The sequence below is a fragment of the Collinsella sp. LCP19S3_A7 genome (assembly GCF_052121995.1).
In the GTDB taxonomy this organism is placed as follows: domain Bacteria; phylum Actinomycetota; class Coriobacteriia; order Coriobacteriales; family Coriobacteriaceae; genus Collinsella.
The window spans coordinates 107,034-125,297 of sequence record NZ_JBQKDE010000006.1 but is presented as its reverse complement, the minus strand read 5'-3'; the positions used below and the strand labels follow the sequence as shown (position 1 = coordinate 125,297).

12 protein-coding genes and 1 rRNA gene are annotated in these 18,264 nt (G+C 57.4%); 8 read left to right on the top strand and 5 right to left on the bottom strand.

Annotated features, from left to right (window positions below; genetic code table 11):
• From rrf to uvrB, 4 genes are all read left to right on the top strand, one after another.
• Positions 1 to 91 (top strand): 5S ribosomal RNA (gene rrf / locus ACTQV3_RS04630); the annotation flags it as partial.
• A 192-nt stretch (positions 92 to 283) separates the two neighbouring features.
• Entirely contained in the window at positions 284 to 925 is a 642-nt protein-coding gene (gene coaE, locus ACTQV3_RS04625) for a dephospho-CoA kinase (RefSeq protein WP_441068931.1), read from the top strand.
• Positions 918 to 1,499, top strand: coding sequence for a lytic transglycosylase domain-containing protein (locus ACTQV3_RS04620; protein WP_441068933.1), 582 nt, complete (start codon positions 918 to 920; stop codon positions 1,497 to 1,499). The genes coaE and ACTQV3_RS04620 overlap by 8 nt, the downstream gene beginning before the upstream one ends.
• Before the next feature lie 51 nt (positions 1,500 to 1,550).
• Positions 1,551 to 3,791, top strand: coding sequence for an excinuclease ABC subunit UvrB (gene uvrB, locus ACTQV3_RS04615; protein ID WP_441068935.1), 2,241 nt, complete (start codon positions 1,551 to 1,553; stop codon positions 3,789 to 3,791).
• Positions 3,792 to 3,856: 65 nt separating this feature from the next.
• On the opposite strand, the gene ACTQV3_RS04610 is transcribed toward uvrB, so the two are convergent.
• The 5 genes from ACTQV3_RS04610 to ACTQV3_RS04590 form a co-directional block, all read right to left on the bottom strand.
• Entirely contained in the window at positions 3,857 to 5,497 is a 1,641-nt protein-coding gene (locus tag ACTQV3_RS04610) for an NAD(P)/FAD-dependent oxidoreductase (protein WP_441068937.1), read from the bottom strand.
• 80 nt (positions 5,498 to 5,577) lie between these two features.
• Positions 5,578 to 6,849, bottom strand: a complete 1,272-nt coding sequence (locus ACTQV3_RS04605; RefSeq protein WP_441068939.1) for an NAD(P)/FAD-dependent oxidoreductase — start codon at positions 6,847 to 6,849, stop codon at positions 5,578 to 5,580.
• Positions 6,850 to 7,680, bottom strand: a complete 831-nt coding sequence (locus ACTQV3_RS04600) for an Mrp/NBP35 family ATP-binding protein (protein WP_427794829.1) — start codon at positions 7,678 to 7,680, stop codon at positions 6,850 to 6,852.
• 145 nt (positions 7,681 to 7,825) lie between these two features.
• On the bottom strand, positions 7,826 to 8,728 hold the full coding sequence (locus ACTQV3_RS04595; protein WP_441068941.1) for an LTA synthase family protein: 903 nt from the start codon (positions 8,726 to 8,728) through the stop codon (positions 7,826 to 7,828).
• On the bottom strand, positions 8,725 to 9,978 hold the full coding sequence (locus tag ACTQV3_RS04590) for a hypothetical protein (RefSeq protein WP_441549784.1): 1,254 nt from the start codon (positions 9,976 to 9,978) through the stop codon (positions 8,725 to 8,727). Before ACTQV3_RS04590 ends, ACTQV3_RS04595 begins: the two co-directional genes overlap by 4 nt.
• A gap of 193 nt (positions 9,979 to 10,171) precedes the next feature.
• Here ACTQV3_RS04590 and uvrA point away from each other — a divergent pair, with 193 nt between their 5' ends.
• The 4 genes from uvrA to uvrC all read left to right on the top strand — a co-directional run bounded on the left by uvrA (position 10,172) and on the right by uvrC (position 17,934).
• Complete coding sequence (uvrA, locus tag ACTQV3_RS04585) at positions 10,172 to 13,051, top strand: excinuclease ABC subunit UvrA (RefSeq protein WP_441068945.1); 2,880 nt, start codon at positions 10,172 to 10,174, stop codon at positions 13,049 to 13,051.
• Between the two features lie 134 nt (positions 13,052 to 13,185).
• Positions 13,186 to 13,686, top strand: coding sequence for a Cys-tRNA(Pro) deacylase (ybaK, locus tag ACTQV3_RS04580; protein WP_427718664.1), 501 nt, complete (start codon positions 13,186 to 13,188; stop codon positions 13,684 to 13,686).
• Positions 13,687 to 13,689: 3 nt separating this feature from the next.
• Positions 13,690 to 15,987: a murein biosynthesis integral membrane protein MurJ gene (gene murJ, locus ACTQV3_RS04575; RefSeq protein WP_441068947.1), complete on the top strand. Its 2,298-nt coding sequence runs from the start codon at positions 13,690 to 13,692 to the stop codon at positions 15,985 to 15,987.
• A 60-nt stretch (positions 15,988 to 16,047) separates the two neighbouring features.
• Complete coding sequence (gene uvrC / locus ACTQV3_RS04570; RefSeq protein WP_154517564.1) at positions 16,048 to 17,934, top strand: excinuclease ABC subunit UvrC; 1,887 nt, start codon at positions 16,048 to 16,050, stop codon at positions 17,932 to 17,934.
• The last annotated feature ends 330 nt before the right edge of the window (positions 17,935 to 18,264 follow it).

Below are 18,264 nucleotides of genomic sequence, written 5' to 3'. Positions count from 1 at the left end.
CGCCCGGTCCCGTTCCGAACCCGGAAGCTAAGCCCCATCGCGCCGAGAGTACTGCGGGGCCAGCCCGTGGGAGGCCAGGGCGCCGCTGACCGGTGGACGGCACCGAGCCGTACGCTTGGACTGAGAAGGGGGAGGCCTCGCGGCCTCCCCCTTTTTTGCGCTATATATAAGCTGTGCCTTGTGAACGGACTCTTCCTTTGACTCTCTTACTGTTTGGCTGTTTTTTGAACCGTCGCTTTGTATTTGCGCGATAATTACTCGCATTGACGTTAGGGAGGGCTTGATGTTTACCGTTTTCGTTTTGGGCAATATTGCTTCGGGTAAATCGACTGCCTGCCGCTTTCTGGAATCTCGCGGAGCCCTGCTTATCGATTTAGACGTTCTTGCCAAATCGCTGTACGTGCCGGGGTCGGATATCGTCAATGCTCTTGCTGAAGAGTTTGGCTGGGATATTTTGGACGAGGATGGCGGTGTTCGACGTAACGTTCTCGCTTCTCGAGCTTTTGTTTCTCCCGATACGGTTGCAAGGCTCAATAGTATTGTGCACCCCGCTCTCATTGAGCAGCTTTCGCTGAGGATTCTCGATCCTGTTTGCTGTACGGTTTCGTCTCCCCGCTATCCCTTTGCGGCGGTCGAAGTATCTGCTCCGACTGGCTTTGAGGACGCCTTTGGCCTTGCGGATGAAATTATGGTTGTTAGCGCTCCTTTAGCGGTCCGTCGCGAACGTGCTATTCACCGTGGTATGGAGCCATCCGATTTTGATGCTCGCTGTGCTTGCCAACCCGATGAGTCTTCGCTTTGCAGTCTCGCCACGACCGTGATTGATAACGCAGCGGGCGACAGCTCGCTCTTTGAACAACTGGACGCGTGGCTTGCTCGCCATGGCCTTATGGATGCTATGGATAAGGAGACGACAGATGCCTAAGACGCGTTTCTTTACGTGGTATCGCCTTGTGCCGCTGGTTGTCGTTTTCGTCTTTGGCCTTATCTCGCTCGTTTACTCGTGTGCTCCCGCCGCTTTCTTTAAACCGTTCTATCCGATTGACTATGAGGCGTATGTAAAGCAGTCCAGTATTTCGCATAATCTCGATCCGTATCTGGTGTGTGCCGTCATCAAGTCGGAATCAAACTGGGATCCCGAGGCGGAATCAAATCAGGGCGCCCAAGGTCTCATGCAACTTATGCCCGAAACCGCTCAGGATATGATCGCTAAGGGCCTTGTCGACGGGGACGAGTATTCAGCCGATGACCTGAATGACCCCGCTTCGAATATCGAATTTGGGTGCGCGTACCTCTCATACCTGTTGACGTATTTCAATGGGTCGACGGATAGCGCTATTGCTGCTTACAATGCCGGAATGGGCAATGTCGATGGGTGGGCGCAGCAAAACACATCGCTCCATAACGCGATTGCCTTTCCCGAGACGCAAGCCTATTTGATTCGTGTCAATAATGCCTGGATTCGCTATAAGACCCTCTATCCCGACCGGTTCGTATAGGACTATGCCTGCCGCCTGCGTATACTGCAGATGTATGAGTTAGGAGTATCCATGGCGGATTTTGAAGTTGAGCGTGTTGGCGGAGAGCTCAAACGTTTTGGCGTTGAGGGCTCCGAGGTACCGTTTGAGGTCGTGTCTCCCTATGAGCCTGCAGGTTCACAGCCTAAGGCCATTGAGTCGCTTGTGCAGGGTGTGAGGGACGGAGACCGGTATCAGGTTTTGCTTGGCGTGACCGGCTCGGGCAAGACCTTTACCATGGCCAAGACCATCGAAGCTCTCGGTAAGCCAACGCTGGTCATGGCCCCCAACAAAACCCTCGCCGCCCAGCTTGCGAGCGAGCTCAAAGAATTCTTTCCCAACAACGCCGTGGTCTACTTCGTCTCGTACTACGACTACTATCAGCCCGAGGCATATGTGCCGCAAAGCGATACGTATATCGAGAAGGATGCTTCGATTAACGAAGAAGTCGAGATGCTTCGACATCAGGCGACCGCCTCGTTGCTTTCTCGACGCGATGTGATCGTCGTTGCTTCGGTGTCCTGCATCTATGGCATCGGCTCTCCTGAGGACTATGCGGGCCTGGCGCCGAATGTCGACAAGAAAGTACCGCTCGAGCGCGATGACTTTATCCATGCGCTCATCGACATTCAGTACGACCGGAACGACTATGACTTGGCGCGTGGCACCTTCCGCGTGCGTGGTGATGTTGTCGATGTGTATCCGCCCTATGCCGAGCATCCGTTGCGATTTGAGTTCTTTGGCGATGAGGTCGAGCTTATCGCCGAAATCGATGAGGTTACCGGTGAGATGCTTCGTGAGTATGAGGCTATTCCCGTGTGGCCGGCATCGCACTATGTGACCGAGAAGCCCAAGGTCAAGGCGGCCTTGAAGTCAATCAGTGAAGAGTGCGAGAAGCGCGTCGCGGAGCTCAAGGCGACCGACAAGTTGCTCGAGGCGCAACGTCTACAGCAACGGACCGATTATGACCTCGAGATGCTCGAGACGATGGGCTTTTGCAACGGCATCGAGAACTACTCGCGTCATCTGGACGGGCGTAAGCCGGGTGAACCACCGTTTACCCTAATCGATTACTTTCCCAAGGACATGCTCTGCATCATAGACGAGAGCCATGTGACGGTGCCGCAAATTCGTGGCATGCATGAAGGCGACCGTTCGCGTAAAGTGACCCTGGTGGAGCACGGCTTTCGCCTGCCCTCGGCGCTCGACAATCGCCCGCTTCGTTTCGATGAGTTTGAGGCGAGAATCCCCCAGTTCATCTACGTCTCGGCCACGCCGGGCGACTACGAGCTGCGGGTGAGCCAAAACGACGTGGAGCAGATTATTCGTCCGACCGGCCTGCTCGACCCCAAGATCGACGTGCGTCCCGTTCGCGGTCAGATTGACGATCTTGAGGACGAGATTCGCGAGCGCGTTGCCCGCAAGGAGCGCGTGCTGGTGACCACGTTGACCAAGCGCATGGCCGAGGACCTGACCGACCATCTACTTGATGCGGGCATTAAGGTCAATTACATGCACTCTGATACGGCGACAATGGACCGTGTCGAGATCCTGCGAACGCTGCGCGAGGGCAAGATCGATGTTCTCGTTGGCATCAACCTGCTTCGCGAGGGCTTGGATCTTCCCGAGGTCTCACTGGTGGCAATTCTCGATGCCGACAAGGAAGGCTTCTTGCGCAACCGTCGTTCGCTGATTCAGACGATTGGCCGTGCGGCCCGTAACGCCGATGGCGAAGTCATCATGTATGCAGACGTTGTGACCGATTCGATGAAAGCGGCCATCGAGGAGACGCAGCGTCGTCGCGAGATTCAGATGGCATATAACGAAGAACATGGCATTGTGCCCAAGACAGTGCGCAAGGCCATCAACGACATCTCAAGTTTTATTGCCGAGGCCGAAAAAACTGTGGGCTCCAAGGGACGCTCGAAGGGCGACTCTCTTGGCCATGGCGCATTCTATACGCCCGATGAGTCGGGCGAGGGCGGTGTGCCGGAAACGGCGGCGACCGAGCAGACACTTGCGGAGCAGTTGGAAGAACTACCGCATGACGAGCTTGTGCGGATCGTCGAAACCATGGAAGAGGATATGCGTAACGCTTCTGCCGCCATGGACTTTGAGGAGGCGGCGCGCCTGCGTGATGCTGTCGTTCAGATTCGGGCGATGCTCGAGGGTGCGTCTGAGGACGAGACGATCGAGCGCTTACGTTCGCAGGCCCGCAAGGGTTCCACGTTCGCATCGGGTAGAAAACGCCAGGGTGCACGGTTTAAGAAATAGCGAACAGGCCCCGAGTTCCCTGTGGAGCTCGGGGCCTGTGTCTTTTGCGCGCTGGAATTCGTTCGCTAGAGGTCTGCGATCAGGGCTTCGGCACAACGGATACCGTCGGTGGCCGCGCTCATGATGCCTCCGGCATATCCAGCTCCCTCACCACAAGGGTAGAGGCCCGGGGTCGATACGGCATGGCACGTTCGGTCTCGGGTGACAGTGACCGGTGAGCTCGAACGAGTCTCCACGCCGGTAAGAACGGCATCGGGGCGGTCGTAGCCCCGTAGCTTTTTTCCGAGTAGGGGAAGTCCCAGGCGGAGCGACTCGACGATATGCTGCGGCAGGGCTTCGTCAATTGCCGTCCAGGTCACACCGAGCGGATAGGTGGGCTTTACCTTTCCGGGCGCCTTGCTGGCGCGTCCTGCGAGGAAATCTCCGACGAGTTGTGCCGGTGCGTTCCAGTTGGAACCGCCCAGGCGATAGGCGGCCGCCTCGCAGGCGCGCTGGAGCTCGATGCCGGCGAGCGGGTCATCGTCGGGAAGGTCCTCGGGCGTGACGTTAACGAGCAGGGCGGCATTTGCGTTACGGCCGTCGCGGGCATTGAGGCTGGCGCCGTTGACGCACAGGTGGCCCTGCTCGGAAGAGGCGGCGACAACCTGCCCGCCGGGGCACATGCAAAACGAGAACACACTGCGGCCGTTGGGAAGATGGGCGACGAGTTTGTAGGGGGCTGCTCCGAGGGCAGGATGTCCCGCCGAGGCTCCATATTGGGCTCGGTCGATGTCGCGCTGCGGATGCTCGATGCGAACGCCCATGGCAAAGGTCTTTTGTGCGAGGGCCACGTTGTGGTCCTTAAGGAGTTCAAAAATATCGCGAGCAGAATGCCCGCAGGCGAGGATAAGGTGCTTTGTCTCAATTGGCTCGTAAGCGGCGTCTTGGGACGATTGGACATCAATACCGGTGATGGCGCCAGACGCGTCGATGCGAATGTCGACGAGTTTTGTTCGATAACGGACGACACCTCCGAGCTGCTCGATGCGCTGGGATATAGCGGTAACAACCGTGGGAAGGATGTCGGAGCCAATGTGCGGCTTGGCATCCCACAGAATATCGCGGGGCGCACCTGCCTCGACGAAGGTTTCGAGGATGAGGCGATGGGCGGGATTTTTTGTTCCTGTATTGAGCTTGCCGTCCGAGAAGGTCCCCGCGCCGCCCAGACCAAACTGGATATTGCTCTCGGGGTCGAGGATACGCTCCTTTAGAAAGAGGTCGATCGCCTGCGAGCGGCGAAATGCCGGGTCGCCGCGCTCGATGAGCAAGGGCTTAAGACCTGCTTCGGCAAGGGTGAGTGCGGCGAAAAGGCCGGCGCATCCGGCACCGACGACGACGGGGCGCTCTTTGGGTGCGCCGGAAACGGGGGAGGGGAATGAAGGCTCATCGTCTTCTATCGCGCGTACGCGCGAGCGGTCACGCTCGGCAACGCTGTCGACCGCTTCTCGCTCGAGGTGGGGACTAGTCAGCTCAACACGAAAGCTCAGGATAAAATGGACGTCTCGTTTTTTGCGAGCGTCGATTGACTTGCGGTGGAGCTCGATGGACTTGATCTCGGAGTCCTTGCAACGCAGGACGCGCTTGGCGAATCGCTTGCCAACAATGAGGCAGGCATTTTCATCGCCGGCTTCATCGAGTGACGCGTTGACTTGGGTGAGTTCGATCATCGAGGTCTCCTTAGAGGCAAGAAAGAGGCCGTCCGGTATCCCAGACGGCCCGAATGCGTTTTTGATTATAGACTGTGCGGCTACAGGCTGCTTGCAGCGCGAATGCCCGAGAGCCAGGCCCACGCAAGGTTAAAGCCTCCGCAATCGGCGTCGATGTCGAGCGCTTCGCCGCAGACGTATAGCGGGGCGTCGACAACGCTGCGCGCGCGTAGACTGGGTGTTGAGATGCTCTCGACAGATACGCCACCCCGCGTGACCTGCGCCGAGCGCTTCTCGGCTGTTCCCTCGACAAGCAGCTTAAAGTGCTTGAGGATCGAGACCAGGTGGACGACATCGTCGGAGCCTGGATGGCACTGCTCGAACGCTGTGCAGACGACGCGGGAGAGTTGCGGGGCGAGCATGCCGTCGAGCCAACGGGGATCGCGGGGCGAAAAGCCGCCGAGCAGCTCAACGCGCCGGTTAAGCATATCGAGCAACTCGTCTTTAGAGAGGTCGGGGAAAACGTCGAGCAGGATCGTATCGCCGCGCTGGATACGACGGGAGAGGTTGAAGACAGCGACGCCCGAGATACCGAAGGTTCGAAACAGTACTTCACCGTCTTCGTGCCAGAGCTCACTATGGTTACGGGTGAGCGTCAAGCGGGCGCGGACGCGCAGACCATCCAACGTCTTGAGTGCCGCCCGATCGCCGACGACCGTTGCCGATACGGGGCAGAGGATGGGGCGCAGCGAAGTGAGGGGGAGGCTAAACGTATCGGCGATACCGGTGGGGTTGCCACCCGTGGCGATAATTACGGCATGTGCCTCCAGGGCCTCGTTCTTGCGAGGGACATCGGCGAGTGCTTTCCGAAGCGAGCGGAGCTCCGATTTTCGGTCGTCGTGCTTTTTTGCCTTGAGCGCCCGCGCTGGACGGTTTATTTGGAGTGCCCAGCCTTCGGAAGCTTTGCGCGCCGAGGCAACGTTGGCCCCGCAGATTAAGGTGATGCCTAGGCGGTCGCAAACGTTGAGAAGCGCGTCGCGCACCGATTCGGCGCGAAGGGAGCGCGGGTACAGCCGGCCTTCCTCGGAGGTTGTCATGATGCCCAGCGAGGAGAAGAAACCCATAAGCTCTTGTTCGGGCTGGGGGCCCATGACGGATTCGACGAATGCGGGGTGGTTATACCGCTGTGGATCAATCGATTCGTTGGAGAGGTTGCAGCGACCGTTGCCGGTCGCAAGGAGCTTAAGGCCGCAGGCGACATCGCGCTCAACGATGCAGACGCTTTTGCCAGCGCGTGCGGCCGTAATGGCGGCGGCGAGGCCTGAAGCCCCGCCGCCGATTACCAGGACGTCATAGAAGGCGCTCGTGTTCACTTAGGCCTCGTCGGTCTCGTGCGGGGCAATGGCCTCGACGGCAGAGACTGCCTGAGGCAACATGCCATCGGGCAGTGCGGTCTCGACCTCGCCCTTATCGCAGGCCTCGGCGAGTGCCGGATTAATGGGAATCGTGCCCAAGATGTCGAGGTTATAGCGCTCTGCGACCTCGGGGAGCTTGCTCTTGCCAAAGACCTCGATCTTCTTGCCGCAGTCGGGGCACTCAATATAGCTCATGTTCTCGACAATGCCCAGAATGGGGACGTTCATCTTCTCGGCCATGTTAACCGCCTTGGCGACGATCATCGAGACCAGATCCTGCGGGCTCGTGACGATGACGATGCCGTCGACGGGCAGCGACTGGAAGACGGTGAGCGCGACGTCGCCTGTTCCCGGAGGCATGTCGACCAGCAGATAGTCGATGGGGCCCCACGAGGTCTCGCTCCAGAACTGCCTAATGGCGCCTGCGATGACCGGACCGCGCCAAAGGACGGGGTCGGTTTCGTTTTGGAGCAGCAGGTTGGAGCTCATGACCTTAACGCCGTGCTCGGAGATTTCGGGCAGCATAAGGTTGCCAAGGGCATGGACGTGGCGTCCGCTCATACCGAACATCTTGGGGATAGAGGGACCGGTGATGTCGGCATCGAGGACGCCGACCTTGTGGCCGTGACGGGCAAGCTCGGTGGCGATGGCGCCGGTGACAAACGACTTGCCGACACCGCCCTTGCCGGAAAGCACGGCGATGACGCGTTTGACCTCGGACAGCGTGTTCTCCTCAAATTGCGACGGCGACGTTTGTCCGCCGGCGGCCTGTGCGTGCTCGCAACCCATGTATGACTCCTTTGTATATGTTGGGGCCGGGGCCCCGTGATGTGACACGAGCGTCATTGTACCCTCGTTTGCGAGCGGGAGTCATTTGTGATGCATTTGGGCCGAGCGTGCTTGCAGTGCGATGGGCCCAAGCGAATGAGCAGGCTTACTGAACTTTGCTGGCGAACTCGAGGTATTGGATGCGCTGCAGCTTGTCGATCGTCGAGGCGTATGGGCTGTCTTCAGATTCCAAGTCGTAGCGCAGCCCGTCGGCACCAAGATAGCCGGCGACATTGATGGTGGGCACATCTGACCTTGTTGCAAGCAGAGCCTTTTGATAGTCGGTGAGCGGGGCGCCGATCTTATTAAGGGTAATGGCTGCAATCTCGTTTGCCCCGACGGTGTCGTAGACGTTGAGCTCGGTATTGCCGGCGATTTCATAGTTAGCCCAGACGAAATAGGTCGACTGATAGATACGGAAAGCGTGGCTTGCCGTATCTTCCTGAGGGTACAGCTCGTCGTTGAGAGTCGTTGCGGCGCTCGGCTGATGGTCGCCAAAAAAGACAAGAACAACCGGTCTGCCGATATTGCGGAGCTCGTTGATAAAGTACTCGAGGTCCCGGTCGGATGCGTTGATGCAGGTAAGATAGGTGTTGAGCGCGCTATTGGCGCCCTCGCTGGCTCCCTCGACCCAATAGTTTGTCAGCTCCTCGGCGGGAACGGTGCCATAGTCGTAGCCGCCGTGATTTTGCATCGTGACGTCAAAGATGAACTGCGGGGCTTCGTCGGTTCTAAGCAGGTCGAGTATCTTGTCGTAGGTGGCGTAGTCGCATACGCCGGCATGGTAGCAGGGCGCACCTTCGAAATCGCCGATTGAAAGAAAGTCTCCAAAGCCCAGCTGCTGATAGATTTTATCTCGATGGTAGTTGACGGGGTTTTGCGGGTGCATAGCGGTAGCGGTATACCCAAGCTCTTTAAGGTCCTTTGCCAGGCTGTTGACGCCATTCATCTGATACAGCTGATAGGGGATTTTGCCTAATCCGACAAAGGCCGTTGTCGCTCCGGTCAAAATTCGAATTCGGAGTTCGCCGTTCCGCCACCGGCGACCGAAGCGAGCATGGTGCCGCGAACAAGTGTGTCGGGAAGCGAGTTGTAGAATGCGGGGCCGGTGTACCCGGCCGCCTGGAGCTGCTCAAAGCACGAAAGGTCGCTAAAACTCTCGTTCATGACGGCAACAATCGTCGGCTTGATTTCATTGAACTGGGCAACGGCCGCCGCGCGCTGCTCGCTCGAGCCATACGTGCTGTCGTAGGTGGCGGCGAGCTCCTGCTCGATGCTCTGCGCCTCATCGGGCGTATAGTCTTCGGGCTTCTCAATGGGCAACTCGTTGACCATTTCGGTGAACGAAGTGATAAAACCCTGAGACGCATACGTGGTGATGGGCTGCCAACGGTCAAATCCAAAATTCAGCGCCTGCTCCAAGTCGATGCTGGAAAAGCCCGAGAGCCCCACAACGGTCACTAGCAGAAAAGCGCAGAGGTTAGCGGCGATTGCGGGGAAGACATGGGTGGGCGTACGGAGCTTTCTCGGTCGGATAAGCGAAAGAAGCCCCAGGGAAATCTCTAGCAGGGCTAGAGAGGTTACGATTCTGGCGGTAAAGGTAAACTCGTATCCCTCGCTCACTTCCATTGCGGTGCCAAGGGCCAAGATATCGCTTGGCAGGATGGCCTCGCCTTTAAACGTTATGACGAAGTGCTCGGCAATGCCAAGGATGCAACAGACGACGGGCACGAGGACCATGACGCCTCCATGACGCTGTCCCAGCAAATAAAGGGAGAGCAGAACCGTCGCGAGCAGCCCGACGGAAAACCCGAATGAGTTGGCGGGAATGCGATAGAACGTTTCGTTGCAGGAAATTTCGAGTGAAACGAACGAGAGCGCTGAAACAGCGGCGATGACAAGGATGTCACGGCAAATACAGGCAACCGTTCCCGTCGCAAGATCGGTTTGGTCGATAAGTCCCGAAACCAAGGGCTCGACAAGAAGTATGACGGCGGCAGCACCGAGCGCCGAATAAGAAAGGACCCATAGGGAACTGCCCTCATTTACGAGCAATTGATTCGTAATCCATGCAGCTACCATGCCGAGCGGGATGAGGAGCGTCGCGCACCAAAAGACGCGGGCAATGGGCGGCTTTTCATTGTGTTTGATTGAAAAATACACGCGCACGACGACGGTGGCCACGATAAGGACGGCGATGAATATGGGCAGATTGGCCATGACGCTCGAAGTGATTTCAAGGGGGATATCTTCGGTCATGGACGTTCCTCTGTTACAGCAAATTAAGTTCAGTATTAGATTACTGTAACCTTTCCACGGCATTTCGAGAAACAAAGCGCCCGATACGCAAAGCTAAAGGTCTGCGAATCTTGTATTACGAACATCTGTGCGTGTCGAGTGCGCTAAACTCATCGGCAGTATGATTCGATGCAATAGGAGGCAAGGAGCTTCCATGTCTGATTCTTCTATCGTTATTCGCGGCGCTCGTGAGCACAACCTCCGTGATATCGATGTTTCCATTCCGCGTGACCAACTCGTGGTCATTACCGGTCTTTCTGGCTCGGGCAAGAGCTCGCTGGCATTTGACACTATCTATGCCGAGGGCCAGCGTCGATACGTCGAGAGCCTTTCGAGCTATGCGCGCCAGTTCTTGGGCCAGATGGACAAACCCGACTTGGATTCAATCGACGGCCTTTCGCCGGCGGTGTCGATCGACCAAAAGACGACGTCTAAAAACCCTCGCTCGACGGTTGGCACCGTAACCGAGATTTATGACTATCTGCGCCTGCTGTTCGCCCGTGTGGGCACCCCGCACTGTCCCGAATGCGGCCGCGTCATTGAGCGCCAGACGACCGACCAGGTTGCCGACAAGGTCTTGGCGGCGGGGGAGGGTCGCCGCGCGTTTGTGCTGGCACCGGTGGTGCGCGGGCGAAAAGGCGAGTACACCAAACTGTTTGAGGACCTTCGCGCCGAGGGCTTTAGCCGCGTGCGTGTCGACGGTGAAGTGCGCTCGCTCGACGATCCAATCGATCTGGACAAGAAGTTCAAGCACGATATCGAGGTCGTGGTCGATCGCATCGTGATCCGTGAGAACTCTCTGGGCCGTATCGCCGAGTCCGTTGAGCAGGCGACCGCGCTGGCTCACGGCAATGTAAATGTGTACATGCTGCCCGATCGTGATGCTCCCGAGGGGACCGAGGGCGAGCTGCTGGAGTATTCGTTGGCCTTGGCGTGCCCGGAGCATGGACACTCCATCGACGATCTTCAGCCGCGTGATTTTTCGTTTAACGCTCCCTATGGCGCATGTCCTGAGTGCGACGGCCTGGGCTTTAAGAAAACCGTTGATGCCGAGGCGCTGATCGAGGACCCCTCGAAGTCCATTGCCGACGGAGTCTTTGGTAGCCTGTTTGGCAATTCGAACTACTACCCGCAGATTTTTGCTGCGGTCTGTAAACACTTTAAGGTAAGCGCCGATACGCCGTGGGAGGACTTGCCCCCTCGCGTGCGTCGTGCATTCTTGGATGGCCTGGGCGATACGAAGATCTCGGTTGACTACCAAAAGCTCGACGGACGTCGTAGCCAGTGGGATACCAAGTTTTCGGGCGTTCGCAACATCCTGTACGAACGCTATACCGAGACGACGAACGAGAACACCAAGGCGCGCTTGGAGAAGTACATTCGCGAGGAACCGTGCTCGAGCTGCCACGGCGCTCGTTTGCGCCCTGAGATGCTCGCCGTCACCGTGGGCGGCAAGTCCATTTACGAGGTTTGTTGCCTGTCGTGCCGTGAGTCGCTCGAGTTTTTTGAGGGCCTGGAGCTCACCGAGCGCCAACAGTTTATCGGCGGGCGCATCGTCAAGGAAATCCTGGAGCGCTTGCGTTTTCTGGTCGATGTTGGACTCGACTATCTGACGCTCGATCGTGCCTCGGCGACGCTTTCTGGTGGCGAGGCGCAGCGTATTCGCCTGGCAACGCAGATCGGCGCGGGTCTCATGGGCGTGCTCTATATTCTAGACGAGCCATCGATCGGCCTTCATCAGCGCGATAACGAGCGCCTGATCAAGACCCTTGAGCGTCTGCGCGATATCGGCAATACCGTCATCGTCGTCGAACACGACGAGGACACGATCCGTGCCGCCGACTACGTGATCGACATGGGGCCCGGCGCCGGCGTCAACGGCGGACACGTAGTCGCGGTGGGAACGCCTGCCGATATCATGGCGTGTCCTGAGTCGATGACGGGCGCTTATCTGACCGGCAAACGAATGATCCGGGTGCCTGATGAACGGCGCAAGCCCGGTCGCGGCTGCCTTAAAATTACGGGCGCTCGAGCTAACAACCTCAAAAACGTTACTGCCAAGATCGAGTTTGGTACGCTTACGGTTGTTACCGGCGTGTCGGGATCGGGCAAGAGCTCCCTGGTTACCGACACCATTGCGCCTGCCCTTACGAATGCTATTCACCGTTCGACGCGCCCTGTGGGTCCGTATAAGAAAATCGAGGGCATCGAGTGTATCGATAAGGTTATCGATATCGACCAGTCGCCGATTGGCCGCACACCGCGTTCCAACCCTGCTACCTATATTGGCCTGTGGGATGATCTTCGCGCGCTGTTTGCGAGTACGCCGGAGTCGAAGGCGCGCGGCTACTCGCCGGGTCGTTTCTCCTTTAATGTGAGTGGCGGGCGCTGTGAGGCGTGCAAGGGCGACGGACAGATCAAGATCGAGATGCACTTCCTTCCCGATATCTACGTTCCCTGCGAAGTTTGCGGCGGTAAACGCTACAACCGTGAGACACTCGAGGTCACCTACCGTGGCAAGACCATCTCGGACGTGCTCGACATGAGCGTCACCGAGGCGCTGGCGTTCTTTGGGAATATCCCGCAGATTAAGCGCAAGCTTCAGACTTTGTATGACGTTGGCTTGGGCTATGTGAGTTTGGGGCAGCCTGCCACGACGCTTTCGGGCGGCGAGGCGCAGCGTGTGAAACTCGCCAAGGAGCTTCATCGACGCCAGACGGGCAAGACGTTCTATATTTTGGACGAGCCGACGACTGGCCTTCATTTTGAGGACGTCCGCCAGCTGCTCGATGTGCTGCAGCGCTTGGTCGATGCGGGCAACACGGTGCTGGTGATTGAACACAACCTTGATGTCATCAAGGTTGCCGACCGCCTGATCGATATGGGTCCCGAGGGCGGCAATGGCGGCGGAACCGTCGTGGTCTCGGGTACGCCGGAGCAGGTCGCGGCATGTTCGCAGAGTTACACGGGCAAGTTCTTGGCACCGCTGCTCAAGCGCGACCGCGAGCGTCAGGCACAACTCGACGCCCAGTAAAGAGACGCCGTCGTACGAGAAGCGCCACCGATTCCTTTCGATTCGGTGGCGCTTCTGTGTGTCGAGATGACGTATGCGGCTAAATTGGACATATACTTAGGCGTTACGTTCGAATGCGAGGGAAGGGACATGCCATGGCAAAGGCTGCAAAGACGCCGAAAACCAATGCGATGCGCGAGCTGGAAAACGCCGGCATCTCCTATATTCTCCATACGTATGAAGACGATGGCGATGAGTCGGTGGGTTTAGGCGTTGCAATTTTGGAACAACTTGGCGAGGAACCTGGCCAGGGGTTTAAGACCTTGGTTTGCGTGACGCCGTCCAACGAACACGTTGTGTGCTGTATTCCCGTTGCCGACGAGCTTGACCTAAAGGCCGCAGCGCGCGCCGCTGGTGAAAAGTCGCTGACCATGATGCATGTCAAGGACTTGCTTGCCGCGACGGGGTATGTCCGGGGCGGCTGCAGTCCAGTCGGCATGAAAAAACGCTTTCGGACGCTGATCGATGAGACATGCGTCCTTTGGGATACCATTTTTATCTCAGGCGGTAAGCGTGGCTATCAACTTGAGCTTGCCCCCGACGACTTAGTTGCATTTTGCGGGGCGACGGTTGCCCCGATCACGAGAGAGGACTGAGCGATGCCGCAGGAAGAATCGAAGCGCGGAGCTCACTTTGCAAAGGGTTCGGCTTCTCAGACGCCCGCGCCTGAGGCTTCTTCGGTCGATGACCAGATTCGAAACGCTTGGTCCGTTGCTGCAGATCCAGGGGAGACGGCTGTGTATTTGCGTGCCGCCGGTGCCGGTACGGTGCCTCCCCGTACAATTCTCTCTTCGGCTCGTCCCGATGAGACGGCGGTGTTTTTGGCCGCGGCTCAATCCCGTGCCGGACGGATGCCTGACGCCGGGGCGTCTCGTGCGCCGCGTCCCGATGAGACGGCGGTGTTTTTGATGGCGGCTCAGGGAAAGGGCGCACTGCAGGGTGTCCCAGCCGATCGTCCCGCGAGGCCTGCAACCGACGGTGATGGCGAGCGGTTGCTTTTGGATGACGAGTGGTCACCGCTCGGCTCGACCGATCCGGTCGAGGGCGTTGCTGTTGAGGACGATGATTGGGATCTATTGTCGTTTTCTGGTCGAACCGCTGCCGCCAGGGAAGTTGACACGGTGTTTGGTAATAATGCCGTAGCTAACGATGACGCTTCGTTTGACAACGATGTCACGCCTGTTGACGGAGCTTTTTCTGCCGATGATGCCGTTTTGGTCGACGACCCCTTCGCGATAATCGATGAGCCTGATATCGAGGTTGATTCTCGACAACACACTGAAGTCAGCCCCCAATCACAGGACGACGTAGATGATATGGGCTCGTCGGACTACTCTACGGTTGGCCGTTCTGCCGGCCTCATGACTGCACTGACCATTGTGTCGCGCGTCACCGGGTTTATCCGTACTTGGGCTATGGCTGCCGCCATCGGCATGTCGCTGCTCTCGTCTTCCTATCAGGTCGCCAACAACCTGCCCAATATGCTCTATGAGCTCGTGATGGGCGGTATGTTGGTTACCGCCTTTTTGCCGGTGTACATGGGCGTGCGTCGTGAGCAGGGTCGCGACGCCTCAAACGAATACGTAGGTAATCTGCTCGGCATCCTGCTTTTGCTGCTGGGCGGCATTTCGGTGTTGGGCACCGTGTTTGCTCCGGGCTTTATCTGGACGCAGTCGTTCCTTTCGGGCGATGGCGGAAGCATGGATACCGCTGCATTCATGTTCCGTTTCTTTGCCATTCAGATTTTGTTCTACGGCTTGGGCTCGGTGTTCTCGGGCGTTCTTAACGCGCATCGTGACTACTTTTGGTCGACGTTCGCCCCGGTACTCAACAATGTGATTGTCATTGCGAGTTTTATGGGCTTCGCTCCCGTATCTGCCTGCTTTGGTGAGCAGGCGGGCGTCGTTTTGATTTCGCTCGGCACGACGCTTGGCGTTTTTGTCCAGATGGCGTGCCAGATTCCCGCACTCGGTAAGCATGGTGTCCGGCCTCATATTCATATCGACTTTAAGGATCCTGCACTGCGACAGACGCTCGCGCTCGGCGTCCCGACGTTGCTCGCTACGGTATGCATGTTCGTGTCGACTTCCATTACCAACGCAGCCGCGCTGGTGGTGCAGCCCGAGACCGGTCCTTCTGTAATTGCCTATGCGCGCCTTTGGTACACACTGCCTTATGCCTTGATAGCCGCCTCGCTCTCGACGGCGCTTTATACCGAGCTTTCGCACGATGCCCAGGAGAAGGATTATGACAGCGTGCGCGCTGGTATCTCGCGCGGCGTGGCCCAGATGCTCTTCTTCCTGATTCCTTTCGCGCTATATCTCATTGTGTTTGCCCGTCCGCTCAACATGATTTATTGCGCCGGCAAGTTCGACGATTCGGGTGTGGCGCTTGTGTCCGAGTTTCTGGTTTATCTGGCGCTCTCCCTGCCGCTCTACGGCGTGGTCGTGTTGATGCAGAAGAGCTTCTCGGCGTTGCTCGACATGAAGCCCTATAGCCGCTATTGCCTATACTCTGCCATCGGCCAGGCTGGTTCGGTTCTGCTGTTTGGTGTGGTGCTGGGCTATGGCATGCCTGCCATTGCGATGTCGTATGTTGTCGACTATGTGATTCTGGTCGGCTGTTCGCTGTGGTGGCTGCGTCGTCGTCTGCAGGGTCTTCAGGTTAAATCTATTCTGCACGGCTGCTTCTATGGCCTTTTGCTCGGCGGCCTGGGTGCCGCAGCGGGTGCCGGCGTTTTGTGGGCGCTCGAGAGTTTTGTCGGAGCGCTTGGCGGATCGATTCTTATTACCTTGGGCTATGTTTGCATCGCGGGCATGGTTTCACTTGCCGTGACTTTTGGCCTTGCCGTCCTTCTAAAGATGCCTGAGGTCTCCGCGCTTCTTCGCCGCAGGTAGGCAGTCGTGGCAGGTCATGACAACATTCCAACGCTTGCCGAACAGGTTTCGCATGTGCCCATGCAGCCTGGCTGCTACCTTTGGAAAGATGCCAAGGGCGATGTCATTTACGTTGGCAAGGCTAAAAATCTGCGCTCGCGCATGCGTCAATATGTGACGCTGCAGGACGAGCGCCAAAAGATTCCACTGATGATGCAGCTGGTTGCAAGCTTTGACTATATCGTTGTCGAGAACGAGCACGAGGCGCTGGTGCTCGAGCGCAACCTGATCGGTCAATATCATCCGTACTTTAATGTCGACCTTAAGGACGATAAGAGCTATCCCTTTATCGCTATCACCAAGAGCGATCTGTTCCCAGCTATTAAATATACTCGTGAGCGTCATAAGCCGGGAACGCGTTATTTTGGTCCCTATACCGACAGCCGCGCGGCGCGCGAGACCATTGATACGCTGCGCAAGGTAATCCCGATCTGCTCGGCTTCTTGTGCGGAATGGCGTCGATGCCGCCGTATCGTCGAGTCCCACAAGGGCGAAGAAGATATCGTCAATATGATTTGCGCTCAAAACGGGCGTCCCTGCTTTGACTTCCATGTTGGCCGCGGTCCGGGGGCATGCGTCGGTGCGATCTCTCCAGCCGACTATGCTAAAAACGTTAAACGCGTCGAGCGATTTTTGTCGGGCCATCGTAAAGATGTCGTTGATGAGCTTACATCCGAGATGACGGACGCCGCCGAAGCGCTCGATTTTGAGCGGGCGGCGCGCGTCAAGCGTCGCTTGGAAGTTATTAGGGGCCTGGACGACCGACAGCAGGTCGTTTTTCCGTCGAGTGTCGATCTCGATGTGATTGGTTTCTATCGAGAAGAGACCATTTCGGCCGCCTGCGTGTTTGTTGTGCGCGAGGGGCGAACGGTTCGAACCTGTGAGTTCATTCTCGATAAGGGCCTGGATGTCGATGAAGAGGAGCTTCAGTCGGGCTTTCTCAAGCGCTATTACGACGAGACGGCTGATATTCCAGCCGAGGTGAACCTTTCCGTCGAGCTTGAGGATGCGGAGGCGCTAGGGGAATGGCTTTCGGACAAGCGCGAGCGTTCCTGTCATCTCCATAGGCCTCAGCGCGGCGAAAAACACCGGTTGCTCGATATGGCATCTAAAAATGCGCGTCATGCCCTCATGCGTTATATGATGCGCACGGGATACGCCGACGATCGCACCAATCGAGCGCTCCTGGAGCTTGAGAGCGCCTTGGCGCTACCTGCGCCGCCAATGCGAATCGAGTGCTTCGATATCTCTACGCTTCATGGCACCTTTACGGTCGCCTCGATGGTGGTGTTTACCAACGGCCACGCCGACAAGAGCCAGTACCGCCGCTTTAAAATCCAGGCCGAATTGGACGAGGCGAACGACTTCGTTTCGATGTCCGAGGTTTTGGGGCGTCGCTATGCTCCCGAGCGGATGACCGACGAACGTTTTGGCTCGCGCCCCGATTTGCTCGTTGTCGACGGCGGCAAGCCGCAATTGACGGCTGCAATTAAGCAACTTGAGGCCCTTGGGCTCGATATACCAGTTTGTGGTTTGGCAAAGGCCGATGAGGAGGTTTTCGTGCCTTGGGACGAGACTCCTGTCGTACTTCCGACCGGGTCTGCGTCGCTCTATCTCATCAAGCAGGTGCGCGACGAATCGCACCGTTTTGCCATCACGTTCCATCGCGAATTGCGCGATAAAGCCATGACGGTTTCGGTACTCGATGACGTTCCAGGCGTGGGACCCACTAGAAAACGTGCAATTATGCGCCATTTTGGCTCGATGAAGCGGTTGCGCGCGGCGAGTGAGCAAGAGATCGCGGAAGTTCGCGGCATACCTGCCGATGTTGCCAAGGCGGTCCACGAGGCGCTCGTTGCATGGAATGCCGAGCGCGCCGAGGCCGCGGCTGGCCATTCCGATAGCTAAACACGAGCATAAACAACTGATATACATGATTGCGCGATTTTCAACCATTTATTTCGCCATGATTGCCTGCTGGTTTCGGGTTTTATTAACGCTAAAACGTTTGACTAACCCAAGCGAAAACCCTGCTATCCTGCGGATTGACGAAGACTGATATCTCACCTCGCCGATACATACTGTCTGCTGTATCGTTTGTCAACGAATTCGGTGAACGGTAGTAAATACCGTTCAAGCGTATGTATGTATCGGTCGCCGAGCGCGGCACCTCAGTTGGGTTTGTCGGTAGGTAAGGTATATATCGTCCGCAAGTTGCGCGGGGGCAAGTTTAGGTGC